Below are 12,199 nucleotides of genomic sequence, written 5' to 3' on the forward strand. Positions count from 1 at the left end.
TCACGCACCTCCAGTGGATGCACTGCTATCGCTATTGGAAGTGCTGTTGTCTGTAGAGCTATTGCTGGAAGAGCTGTCAGAGGAACTTCCAGCGTCAGATGAACCGGAACTGTCAGTAGAACTGCTGTCGCCAGATGAATCGGAGCCAGTGGAACTGCCATCACTGGAAGTGCTATCGGATGAACTGCTATCGCCGCCAGTGGAACCACTCATGTCAAAGCTACTACTGCCACTAGTAGGTGTACTGATTCCACTCATATCGGAAGACGGGACGCTCACCAGATCACCAACCTTCAAGCCGCTAGCAATTTCAACATGACTTTCATCATGAATGCCGACACGGATTGGTTGATCTTCGGTAATTGGTGAGGTGAGATTTTGCTGATCGGCGGATACGTTTAACTTTTGTACAATATAGGCGTCGCCCTGCTGAATGATAGATTCGATGGGCAAGATTAGAATGTTCTTTTTGTGCTGTACAAGAATACTTGCTTGGGCAGACATGCCTGCTTTGATCTGACCGGGACGATCCAGATGAATCGTAACGCCAAAGGTAGAGACGCCATTTTTTACAGAGCCTTCATTCGCGATGGACGATACATGACCAGTGTACGTCTGATTCGGTAGGGCATCTAGCTGCATGGTTGCTTTCATGCCTTGGCGCACTTTTAGAATGCCCATTTCGTCCACCTGAATCGTTGCGCTGAGATCCTGATAATTGATAATGGTAAATGCTTCGGAACCCGCGCTGGAAGAGCCGCCTGCGAATACGCTCACTTTAGTGATTGTACCGTCGGTTGGAGATACTAGCGGCGCTGGTGCCGCCTGATCTTTTTGCAGACGGGTAATCTCGGTCTGCGTGGTAGCGATGTCGTCCTTGGCTTTTTCAATTGCCAGACGAGTGCTGTCCAGTTCGGTCTGGGCAGCGTTATCCATCATTTGCTGTTTGTATTGCTCTTGTTTGTCATGAAGATCATTCTGTTGTTGACGCAGTGTGCTTTGCTGTTGCGTCAGGTCTTTGGAGTTGTCCTTGGGCTTGTAGGTGAGCAAGACTTGTCCTTTGGTGACGGTATTGTTCAGCTTGCCAAGTACCTGATTGATGTTGCCTTCCTTGTCAGTGTAGACCATTGTCTGACTGGTTGCTTTGACAGCACCGGAGCCTTTGATACGGACCGTAATATCGCCTTTTTGTACGGATACGGACGGTGTTGTCTCGATGATCGGTTCCGTGGATGAACGTGGCCAGAGCAGGTATACGACAATACCAGCAATGGCGATTGCGACGAAGACGGATGCAGATATCCAAATTTTCTTTTTATTGGTCATGAGGTTCCTCCGTTTTACCGCTATTTCCTGAGCCAGTAGTTCCTGTACCAGTATTACCTTTGGACGTGCCAGTGTCCGGGTTCGTTGTCGGTTGATCGGACGGTATTGTTGTCGTTGGCGATGTCGTCGGTGTATTGACGATATTTGGTGTAAAATCGACCCGGTAACTTTGCATGCCGAGCAGGATACGTTCGCCTTCAAACTCATCGTATACGTTGATCGTAAAATGACCGCCCTTAACGTTTTTGTAGGCGCTGCTGGATAGGGTGGTGGCGTATGGTACTGATTTGCCCGGTGTCAGGTCTGTGCCCGGCACCATCGTTTTCTCTTGCATCTGACCGGATGGATCGACCCATTGAATGATCAGATTATGACCGAATGTGCCCATCGTATACGTATTGTCTTTGCTCAAGTTGTAGGTCATGTTGATAGCGATACTTTCTTGACCTTCGGTCAGCGAGCCAGTTGCGCCAGTAATAGCAAATCGGTACGGGAATAGCTCCATTTCGCTGCTGACACTGGTCGTTACTGGTGTGGTCTGTGTATTCAGCGCCAGTTCGACGGCATTGATATAGCCAGTTGGTGTAGCGGTTGCGGTGGACACTTTGCCGTCATTGATTGCTTCGCCGATGTATAGGGTCAGCTGTGAAGTATTGACCGAGGACGGCAGCTTGCTCCAGATAGTGATCAGACTTTTACCATCTGGACCGACGGTTTTATCGGACTGATTAACAGTTGCTTCGTAATATTCATTATCTGGCGTTTTGTAGTAGGCGACTAGACGAGATGGCAGAGAAGTACGTTTCTCCTCACTCTTCATATCCAGTTCGGTATAAGCGATCTTCTGGCTTGCACCTTCGTATGTGATCGTGCGACGTTCCTTGATCTCTGCCTTTTTGCCCATAGTCTGGATATGGAAGGAGGAGCCGCGAGCGATTTTGGCAACCGCAGAGCTAGTTTGTCCCACATAAAGCGACAGGAATGGATTGTCGCTGTCCAGCGTATTGCCGCTAGTCGTACTGGATTTGATCGTATCGCTATTTGTGGCTGAAGCGGTACTAGCCGTATCGGTAGTCGGATACAGCTCGATTTTGAGCTGAGCCAGATCGACATCGGAGTTGAAGCGTCCGACAATGTAATATACACGGCTTGCTCCAGCATCCAGCGAATTGTCAGTTTGCTCGGCGACAATCTGTACAGGACTGCTGATTCGGTTGTTCTGAGCTTTCATCCAGCCACCCAGTTCTGGCAGAGTCACAGAGGATGAACCTGCATTACGCAGACGGATTTTGGCAGCGACGATATCGTCGGTAGTCCACGGCATCCGCTGCAACGATTCTAACGTTACGCCAAAGCTACCGTAGTTATTATCAAAGGTATATTCGGTCTGGGCAGATTGGCTCTGCTCCTGACTGTATGGAATCATGTAAAAGGCAGTCGGCAAAATTACATTGCTTTGAGAAGCAGTCGCTGCCACCGTTTCTGTATTACTGGTTGTACCGGTCTGTGCTGTTGTCGTAGCAGGTTCCAGCAATTGCAGCTTGAGCTGTTGTTGCTTCAATTGCAGCGGTACTTCAGTAGACAGCTGGATTAACTTTTCTTCCAGTGGTTTGAGTGTCAAACTGGAAAAGGTTTTGGTCTGAATAGGAAAGGTATAGCCTTCCGCCGATGCGATAGAAGCTTCATAGGCAGGGATGATGACTGCCTTGTTTCCAGTATTTTTGAGACTGAATTGCATCGTCCATACCGCTTTGTCACCGCTGGTGGATTGAGAAGCACTTTTCAGTGTAGAAGTGACTGCATTCCCGTCGATCCACAGCTTCCGTGATTTGGATACCGGTACAGTCAGACTAGATGAACTGACCGCAGGTAGTCGGAACGAAACAATCGGTAATTCCAGATTGGTCGATGACGTACTGGATGTAGCATCGCTGCTCGTGGAAGCTACGCCTGTCGTATGTGTAATTTGCAACGATAGATTGGATGTTGGCAAATGTGCTGGAATAGCAGCGACATAGCTGATGCGCGTTGTAGCGCCCGGTTGAATATCCAGTTCTTTGCTAGAACGATCCAGACCTAGTGCATAGCTGGAACCGCTAGATGATAGCAGATAGGCGTTATAACCGGGAGATTCCAGCATTTCGGTGCCAAGATTAGTCATTTGCAGGGTAAGGCGTGCATAGTGCTTGCCATTGAAGTTGATGATTTGTAATTGCTCCGGTTTCAACTTTAGCGGTGTATGCCCGATCATGATTTTGCGTGCCTGATTGGCAGCAACCGCTGGGGAATAGCTAGCGGGCAGGGTGAATGTGCCGAGTTTCTTTTCATAATTAGCACTGTCAAAATCCCATCCGTATACGCTGATCTTCGTACCATTCACTCGGCTCTGATCTTGAGCGTTGACGTAGTAGGTGATAGATTGACTAGTTCCCGGCGAAATGGTGATATGGTCTTTGTCTTCTGGCACCGGTACGCCTTTGAATGCGCCATTTTGTGGCGTTTGCACTCTGGAAAATGTATTGAGCAGCTTGTAAGGGCTGGATGTACGATTAGTGTAGGTGAGGGTGTACGTGAGAATGCTGCCGGAATTGCGGGCAGATAGTTGCATATCGCTCAATCGGACACTGACCCCCGATTGCAGCCCAATAGCCGGCAGGCTCGTTAATGAGCTGCCGGTTGAGCTGGAGGCGGCTTGCGCTGCACTGGCTGGAGAAGACAGTACGGCAACACCGGATGTGCTGCTGACCGCCATGATTCCGGCAAGCAATACGAGGTACGCATGATGTTTCTTCATTGGTTTTCCTCCCAGATCGTTCTATCTCTTTATCTATATCCATGTAAGTTGAAGTCATGATTTAGCATAGAGGGAGGAAATAAAGTGAAGATAAATAAATGGCTCACAATTCTATGTAGAAGTTAAATAAAATATAAACTTTTTATAAACTGCTAGGTGAGGGAACCCAGCTACTGCATACAATCTATCCATTCCCAGCATACACAATAAAAAACCGGCATCGTCGTATAGACAATGCCGGGCTGTATGGATGTATTTATAAGGAACTGATCTTCTTCAAATAGAAGAAGTATGGATCGCGGCTACCTTTCATATCCATAATACCCATCAGCACATCGGAACTGACTTTGCGGAAATGATCCATGATGGGTAGATGATCATACACAAGTGTGCCGGTAATACGACCGCGATGTTCGACCATGCGAATACTACCTTCGCCGCCGTCGCTCGGTACAATTTTCATTTTATCAAAAATACGTCCCGGATCAGCAGCGAACGTCTGTCCATTGCGTTTGTAAAATAGCAGCGGATCTACCTTGTCAGCAGAATGGAATGCTTTGCCGTACCAATGTAGCTTCTCCAATGCGCCCTCCATCGGGTGTCCGGTGTGCAGCTCAAAACCGCGCCATACGCCAATCATATCTTCAAGTTCGACAGCATCCAGCTCGTCGTACAGATCAAAGGCTTCCTGCGGTGTAATACGATCCTGATACGTCATGCTCCAAAATTGCGGTTCTAGTGTCTCAAGCATAGAAGCTCCTCCTTATAAGTTCAACCTATTGATTCAGGGCATACCCAATCGTTAGTACCCTGCACGATAACGTAATTACTTACAGGAAAAATGTTCCTGTACTTATTTATAAGACGGATAGCAAGAGATGAAACGTTAGCTTTTGGGAAAATGAAGGAGAAGCGTCTAAACAAGGCAGTGTGTATGGCTGTCTGGGACTGTTATAATGGAACATGCCCCTCTATAAACCTTGTCTATCATTGAGTCTATGTAGTCTGACAATCAAACCAATGAGCTTCAAACCAATTTGGTCGACCAAAGAACTTAGATGTATATGCTTGATAAGTACAATGATGAATTAGGAGGTAGCATGAAAATGAGTATACATAGGAAGCAAGGAAAAAGGTTCGCATCTTTGGGTGGAACATATTCATACCATCGCTATTGGTGTTACCGTAATGTGGCGCGATTGCATGATTGCAGAGGACATAGCGTATGAGTCCATCCGCATCAGCCTCAGCTACATCTGTCGACGATTCTCACAACAGCCCCTATAGCTGGAAGTTTCCAACGATTCTATTGATCGCCTCCGGCATTGCTTACACTGGAGATTGGGTGTTTCTGATTGCACTCAATCTGACGATGTTACATCTGTCAGGTGCAGCGCTGGCGATTGCTGGATTGTATATGCTCAAGCCGTTTGCAGCATTGTGTACGAACGGCTGGTCAGGTAGCATGATCGACCGTACCAATAAGAGACGATTGATGTTCTCCCTTGATCTGGTACGGGCGATTCTTATTGGCATCTTGCCACTGCTCCATAACGTCTGGGTGATCTATGCCGTTGTGCTGGTTGTGTATATGAGTAGCTCTATTTTTCGTCCAGCGGCGATGGCGTATATTGTCCGTCTAGTGCCAGAAGTGAGACTCAAGCGCTTCAATGCAGTTCAAAGTCTGATCCATTCCGGCGCGTTTCTGATTGGTCCGGCGATTGCGGGGCTGTTATTTCTCATACTCAGTCCGCAGGCGACGATTATCGTAACGGCAATTAGTTTCTTAATCTCGGCATTGTTAACATTACTATTGCCCGATCTGGAACCAGAACTAAGTAAGTCTATCCATCCTTTAACTCTGGAACAGAAACGACAAACAATGATAGATGTAGACCAAGCAACGACAAATATGGATGAAGCAGCTACCCCTATCGTTCCAGCGACTACAAGTAACAATCCAGCTACAATGCGTCGCGCGCGCTCACCATGGACGATTTTGCGTGAAGATTGGGGGCAGGTGTATAAGTTTAGCCGTCATGTACCGATGGTAATGATTATTTATTTGCTCTTTTATCTTATTATGGTGTTAACTGCTGCGTTGGATGCACAAGAGGTGGCGCTGACCAAGCAGGTGTTGCAGGTTACGGATAGTCAGTACAGTTATCTGGTCAGCATTGCCGGAGCAGGTCTGGGTGCGGGCGCATTGGTAAATCTATTGATAGTCAAGCGACTGCATGTCGCTACGCTGATGGGGGCTGGCTCCATCGGTGTCGGTATCGGGTATATCATGTATGCGTTCGGAGGATCGTTTGGTATGGTCGCGGTAGGATTTTTTGTCCTTGCGTTTTTCCTTGCTTTTGCCAATACGGGGTTTACGACCTTTTACCAGCAGCATGTGCCAGTGGAGATGATGGGGCGGATTAGCGGTGTATATGGTCTGATTCTTGCGATTGTACAAATGCTATGTGTATTCGTCATTGGCGCGTTGGCACAGATATGGGATATTGCTGGTGCGGTGCGTCTTGGTGCCATATGTATGTTGGTGGTGGCGATTGTGCTGGCGATGTACTCTGGGCGTTTGTTAAAGAAATTGCCAATCTAACTGTCGGCTTCGCAGTAGAGGGGCATATGTACAGATTACGTTTCAACAGGATGCGTAGCCATAATTTCAAAAAAGTTATCCACTGTGGATAAATACACAGCCGCCATGCACATGCGATGCATAGCGGCTGTTTTGACGAAATATCCCCTGTTTAATTCCAATATGAAGTACAAAAAAGTGAACATGCCTACATTTCAAAACGATCACCGCATATTTATGCACAATGCTGGTGAATGAAAATCGGTAAACGTAGCATTTACGCACATGTTATGCACATTATCCACCGCTCGCAATACTGCAATGCTGCATCTGCCAGTATGTCGGTGCATCGTTGCCAAGTGATCCTTCGAGTGTACCACCTTCCAAACGCCAGTATTCGATCCCGCCCAGCATTTCTTTTACCTGAAAACCAAGTTGCGCCAATTTGGCGGCTGCTTTGGTAGCTCCGTTGCAGGCAGGACCCCAGCAATATACAATGACCACTTGCTCTTTATCCCAATCGGCAGTCGTCTGTTCGTTAATCTGACGACCCGGCAGACTGATTGCACCAGCAACATGAGCTTTCTCATAATCGGCTTCACTACGCACATCCAGCAGTTTGAAAGGGGCATTGCCTTTTTCCAAATCAGCGGCAACATCGGATACATCGGTTTCACAGGATAATCGCATATTCCAATAATGATAAGCTTGCTCTGGTAATAAGGCAGGTACTTCCAATACAGCAGAAAAGCGTGGACGGTGACTCATAAGACCCAACTCCTTCAATATAATGGATAGATTACAGCGCTGTATGAGCCGCTGCAAGGTTATATTGTCATTGTAGTACAATGAACAAAGTGCAGTGATGTGATCCTATCTATAGCTACTATCGATCTGATCGATACCAGTAAGAATACTAGTAAAAAGTCGTCCAAAACGCCTAAAATCATCGTTATTTGCCGAAAAACAGTTATAGCCGCTGTTCTGCATATGGATTAACATTCGGCGGTATGGTAACGTACATATCAACCTGCGGGTTTGCCCGGATCAAGCGGCAACCGTAATGAAAGGAGCCTGCCGATGGAGCTGCTATATTTGCGAACATTTTGCGCACTCGTGCAGTGGGGCAATTACACGCGTACTGCGTTAGAGCTGGATTATGCCCAATCCAGCATCACCAATCATATTCAGCGGCTAGAGCAATTGTACGGTGGGCAAAAATTACTCCAGCGCAGCGGCAATCAGGTGGTGCCGACATCAGCAGGTGAGCGTTTGCTGCCGTATGCGCGTCAAATGCTGGAATTGCAGCAAGCTGCTCATCTGGTAGTAAAACCGTCATCTGATCCAGCGCCAGTACTGAATATTGGTACGATTGAATCGCTATCGCTGTACCATTTGCCGGACATGCTGGATCTTTTTCGCCAGCAATATCCGCAATACAAAGTCAAAGTAGTCATTGGCTCGGAGCCGGAACTGGTCGCCCAGCTCAAGCAGGGGCAGATCGATGTAGCTCTGGTGCTGGATGAGCCAGTCCAGCAGCATGGACTGCGTAGCTCAGTACTGCTACGTACAGAGATGGCAGTGCTGGTGCACAATGAGCATCCACTTGCATCCAGAGACGGCGTAACAGCAAACGATCTGGCACCGTATCCGCTGATTTTGACAGAAGAAGGTTGTACGTATCGTTCGTATTTGTTACGTACATTACGTTATGTGCAGAGTGAGATCGATATTCGCTGGGAGCTTGGCAGTATTGAGTCTATTCGACAGGCGGTGCACAAGCAGTGGGGAATTGGCTTTTTACCATCGTTTGTCGTAAAGGATTGGCTACCACAATCCAATCTGCAAGCGATAGACTGGGTGCAGGACGATCTGAATCTGTATATTCAACTGTTATATCTACAGCAATGGTCACCACAGCCGAAGCCTTTGCAGATAGTCAGCGTAATCGCGAAGTTCTGCGTTATACGTGAAATAACAGCTTATTTATGTAGTCAAAGGAATGGTATGGATGCGAAGGGAGCCTGTTGTATGGATATCCGCGAGAACAATCTGTTTATCAAAATGCACGATCATCAGCTCTGGTATTGGCGTATCCGGGTCAAACCGGGCAAAGTAGAGACGCTATCCGCACCGGTCGGACAGCGCGGCGAATTTCAGGAGCACGAACTGAGCTTCTGGAAACGATTGTTGTCACCCAATGCGGCGCTGACTATGGTACATCAACATCAGGAGCATGGATACGATCTATACGAGCCAGCAGAGCAAAATATCAATCTGCTTGTTCACAATACAAACCGAAGTATCGGAGAGATGAATGAAGAACAGCAAAACCTGCTGGAAGATCAGATCGTACAAGCGCTAGAACAAACAGGGAATGGGTATGTGCTCTGCTGGCACGGTGTGGATGGATCGCTGTCTGCTTATTTGGGATGTGCAGTATTGGATGAGCAAGCTGCTGTTCGCTCTATTACAGAGAATTTGCAGTCCTATCCTGATTTGTATCAGGGACTGATCATTCAGAGTATAGAACAGACTGGCTGGCGGAGGAGTGCAGAAGAGGGCACCGTGTTACAGGGGAAAATAGAAACATTGTATCCATAATCCAACCTTAAATTCGTTAATTCCTATAAAAATAGTAAGAATACACTTCATTTTAATTTGGAATCAAGGTATACTATTGAAGAAAACGGGGAAGGTACGATATACTGTTCCCGCAAACCTATCCAATTAAAGGAGTGTCATTATGCCACAGGTATTGATTTTTGGTCATAAAAATCCGGACACGGACACGATTACATCCGCTATCGCTTATGCGGAACTGAAAAAAAAGCTGGGTGTGGACGCGGAAGCCGTTCGCCTTGGTGAAGTAAATGGAGAAACGCAATACGCTCTCGACTACTTCAAAGTAGAAGCGCCACGTCTCGTGGACAAAGTGAGCGAAGTGAAGGAAGTTATCCTCGTTGACCACAATGAGCGCCAGCAAAGCGCTGACGATATCGATCAGGTAACCGTTACTGAAGTTATCGACCATCACCGGATCGCTAACTTTGAAACTAGCGCGCCGCTGTACTATCGTGCGGAGCCTGTAGGCTGCACAGCGACTATTCTGAACAAGCTGTACAAAGAAAATGGCGTAGCCATCTCCAAAGAAGTTGCTGGTCTGATGCTGTCTGCGATCATTTCCGATTCCCTGCTGTTCAAATCTCCAACGTGCACACCACAGGACGTTGCTGCGGCAACTGAACTGGCGCAAATCGCTGGCGTAGAAACAGCAAAATACGGTCTGGACATGCTGAAAGCTGGCGCTGATCTGAGCCAGAAAACAGTGGAACAACTGATCACACTGGACGCCAAAGAATTCCAAATGGGCGATGCCAAAGTCGAAATCGCTCAAGTGAATACGGTAGACGTGAACGATGTACTGTCCCAACAATCCGAGCTGGAAGCAGCGATCAACAAAGTAATCGCTGACAAAGGGCTGGATCTGTTCCTGTTCGTCGTAACCGATATTCTGAACAACGACTCGGTTGGTCTGGCACTCGGTCAACGTCAGGACGTTGTTGAAAAAGCATACAGCGTATCCCTGAACAACAATACCGCCCTGCTGAAAGGCGTTGTATCCCGTAAATCCCAAGTTGTGCCGGTTCTGACAGACAACTTTACTGCATAATAATCAAAAGCAGGTATAGCAGGTACCATCAACATAGGTACGATCAATAGAAAGTCCGGAGTGAAGACTCCGGGCTATTTTGTTGGATATAAATAGACATCATAAGTAATAGTGACAAATATAACGAGAAGGGATCAATACAGGTGGATGCAACTTCAATCGTTTCTTTTATAAAAGAAAACGTGTATATCTCTTTGTTGCTGCCGTTATTCATATGGCTGTACAAAGAATGTAAAGTGATGGTCACAAGTGAGGAACAGGGCAAGATTACTACTGTAGAAAATAAACTGAAAATGTACGCCCGTCTGGAAGCGCAAATTGCTTATGTTGGACATTATCCAACACCAGATGCGCAAAAGGAATTATTTCATCAACTGGCAGAGATTCGTTTACATATGGGTGAGAGCGCGCAATTGATGATTCGTGAGTATTACCGAACAACAGATATCGATATGATCAAAACGCTCATTCCTCTCATTACGGTCGAGATGAACAAGCTGCATAAGAAAAAAGATAAATTGGTGCCAGAAGAGGCGTTTGGCGGTGTATTCCAACCTGTGATGAATCTGTTCAAGCCGTTTAAGCCGATTGTTATTTTGACGGTATGGATTCTATTGTCTGTAGTCATTGGAATTGGAGTGATGCTAAATACCGATCCGTTAACGAAATGGAATATTGCCTTATTATTTCTATCTATATTATTTAGTTTTAGTATAGGAGCGGCTGTAGTTTCGTTATATCTGGAAAAGAGCTTGAGAAAACTTACAACACTTAATTGGATTGCTACTTTGTCATTATTATGTGCCCCTTTGCTGGGAATCGTACTCTTTCAATATTCATATGCAATTCTGCCTATTCAGATCATTGCTCTTATCGTCTATGCCAAAATGAACAAGCCAACCAACATCATCACGTTCAAGTAAAAGTAATCACGTTCAAGTCAACACAAACTGCAACATAATCCACGAAACGATTCATTGACGAATTGAGCAAAAATGAAATCGATCCATGAACCCAGTCGCCATGCACCAAAAACCAAAGGCATTTTTTGTTTTCGTTTATAAAAGCCAGTCAGTGGGTAAAGGGATACATCAAGCGGTTTCCCTAATCATAGTCGCGCGAACCTACTCTTTGCCGAACTATAGGTTGAATAAATTGATGTTGCCTTAACTTAATAGCTGAGCTAAAATCTGAGATGAAGAACTAGAAGGGGGAACGCTATGACTGTATCCAGAACCAGATCGATTGGTCCTGCACGATTCAACACCGCAGTACACGCTTTAGCCGGATTGGCACACAATGGGGGAACCGTATCCAGCTCGGTGATTGCCACGCAAGTTCAATCGCATGCCACCTTTTTGCGAAGAATTCTGGCAACACTGGCTAACCACGGGATTGTGGATACGCGCGAAGGTAGAGATGGGGGGTATTCATTACGTATTCCTGCTGATTCGCTGACTTTGGCGGATATTTATCAGGCGATTCGTACTGAGGATCAAGCCAACCGTGAAGAGGTCAAATCCGGTTGTGCACCGCTTAGCGATGCGCTGGGCAGTATTATGCTGGATGCTGAACTTCAGGCTATCGAATATTTACGCAATTATACGTTATCTGATCTGCTGCACGATGCCAACGATAGAAAGAAAATGGAGGCAGGTCAACTGGAACTTCAGGACTGACGATCTGAACGTCCGGGAACATGCAAAAAACCTGCTGAAGCGAAAAGCAATCGCAACAACAGGGTTTTTGCATGTCTAACGTTAAGTTTATAGAATGGCGATTCCTACTATGGATATCGTATATAACGTATCCTATGGCCATC

General features: G+C 46.5%; 9 protein-coding genes. 5 read left to right on the plus strand and 4 right to left on the minus strand.

Going from position 1 to position 12,199, the window contains the following annotated elements; translation table 11 throughout:
• The 3 genes from ACE3MZ_RS03510 to ACE3MZ_RS03520 form a co-directional block, all read right to left on the minus strand.
• Nucleotides 1-1,326 carry an efflux RND transporter periplasmic adaptor subunit gene (locus tag ACE3MZ_RS03510; protein ID WP_411345129.1) on the minus strand — a complete coding sequence of 442 codons (1,326 nt, stop codon included), beginning with the start codon at nucleotides 1,324-1,326 and terminating at the stop codon, nucleotides 1-3.
• Complete coding sequence (locus ACE3MZ_RS03515; RefSeq protein WP_411345130.1) at nucleotides 1,316-4,120, minus strand: hypothetical protein; 2,805 nt, start codon at nucleotides 4,118-4,120, stop codon at nucleotides 1,316-1,318. Before ACE3MZ_RS03515 ends, ACE3MZ_RS03510 begins: the two co-directional genes overlap by 11 nt.
• A 256-nt stretch (nucleotides 4,121-4,376) precedes the next feature.
• Nucleotides 4,377-4,871, minus strand: coding sequence for a DUF4334 domain-containing protein (locus tag ACE3MZ_RS03520; RefSeq protein ID WP_411345131.1), 495 nt, complete (start codon nucleotides 4,869-4,871; stop codon nucleotides 4,377-4,379).
• Nucleotides 4,872-5,345: 474 nt separating this feature from the next.
• Between ACE3MZ_RS03520 and ACE3MZ_RS03525 the strand changes: the two genes are divergently transcribed.
• Nucleotides 5,346-6,725 carry an MFS transporter gene (locus tag ACE3MZ_RS03525; protein WP_411345132.1) on the plus strand — a complete coding sequence of 460 codons (1,380 nt, stop codon included), beginning with the start codon at nucleotides 5,346-5,348 and terminating at the stop codon, nucleotides 6,723-6,725.
• Nucleotides 6,726-7,001: 276 nt separating this feature from the next.
• Here the strand turns inward: ACE3MZ_RS03525 and ACE3MZ_RS03530 are convergent, their stop codons facing one another.
• Complete coding sequence (locus ACE3MZ_RS03530) at nucleotides 7,002-7,472, minus strand: rhodanese-like domain-containing protein (RefSeq protein ID WP_411345133.1); 471 nt, start codon at nucleotides 7,470-7,472, stop codon at nucleotides 7,002-7,004.
• 312 nt (nucleotides 7,473-7,784) lie between these two features.
• On the opposite strand from ACE3MZ_RS03530, the gene ACE3MZ_RS03535 reads away from it, so the two are divergent.
• The 4 genes from ACE3MZ_RS03535 (at nucleotide 7,785) to ACE3MZ_RS03550 (ending at nucleotide 12,056) form a co-directional block, all read left to right on the plus strand.
• Entirely contained in the window at nucleotides 7,785-9,308 is a 1,524-nt protein-coding gene (locus ACE3MZ_RS03535; protein WP_411345134.1) for a LysR family transcriptional regulator, read from the plus strand.
• Nucleotides 9,309-9,450: 142 nt separating this feature from the next.
• Nucleotides 9,451-10,377, plus strand: coding sequence for a manganese-dependent inorganic pyrophosphatase (locus ACE3MZ_RS03540; protein WP_411345135.1), 927 nt, complete (start codon nucleotides 9,451-9,453; stop codon nucleotides 10,375-10,377).
• 239 nt (nucleotides 10,378-10,616) lie between these two features.
• Nucleotides 10,617-11,300: a hypothetical protein gene (locus tag ACE3MZ_RS03545; protein WP_411345136.1), complete on the plus strand. Its 684-nt coding sequence runs from the start codon at nucleotides 10,617-10,619 to the stop codon at nucleotides 11,298-11,300.
• A gap of 297 nt (nucleotides 11,301-11,597) precedes the next feature.
• A complete protein-coding gene (locus ACE3MZ_RS03550) occupies nucleotides 11,598-12,056 on the plus strand; it encodes an RrF2 family transcriptional regulator (RefSeq protein WP_411345137.1) in 459 nt (152 codons plus the stop codon).
• Nucleotides 12,057-12,199: the final 143 nt, after the last annotated feature.

Source organism: Paenibacillus sp. WLX1005 (assembly GCF_046603685.1).
In the GTDB taxonomy this organism is placed as follows: domain Bacteria; phylum Bacillota; class Bacilli; order Paenibacillales; family Paenibacillaceae; genus Saccharibacillus.

Bases quoted from the DNA above. Each gene is read 5' to 3' on its own strand.
- ACE3MZ_RS03545 (WP_411345136.1), top strand. From the start codon at position 10,617: ATGGTCACAAGTGAGGAACAGGGCAAGATTACTACTGTAGAAAATAAA.
- ACE3MZ_RS03525 (WP_411345132.1), top strand. From the start codon at position 5,346: ATGAGTCCATCCGCATCAGCCTCAGCTACATCTGTCGACGATTCTCAC.
- ACE3MZ_RS03550 (WP_411345137.1), top strand. From the start codon at position 11,598: ATGACTGTATCCAGAACCAGATCGATTGGTCCTGCACGATTCAACACC.
- ACE3MZ_RS03530 (WP_411345133.1), bottom strand. From the start codon at position 7,472: ATGAGTCACCGTCCACGCTTTTCTGCTGTATTGGAAGTACCTGCCTTA.
- ACE3MZ_RS03510 (WP_411345129.1), bottom strand. From the start codon at position 1,326: ATGACCAATAAAAAGAAAATTTGGATATCTGCATCCGTCTTCGTCGCA.
- ACE3MZ_RS03520 (WP_411345131.1), bottom strand. From the start codon at position 4,871: ATGCTTGAGACACTAGAACCGCAATTTTGGAGCATGACGTATCAGGAT.
- ACE3MZ_RS03540 (WP_411345135.1), top strand. From the start codon at position 9,451: ATGCCACAGGTATTGATTTTTGGTCATAAAAATCCGGACACGGACACG.
- ACE3MZ_RS03535 (WP_411345134.1), top strand. From the start codon at position 7,785: ATGGAGCTGCTATATTTGCGAACATTTTGCGCACTCGTGCAGTGGGGC.
- ACE3MZ_RS03515 (WP_411345130.1), bottom strand. From the start codon at position 4,120: ATGAAGAAACATCATGCGTACCTCGTATTGCTTGCCGGAATCATGGCG.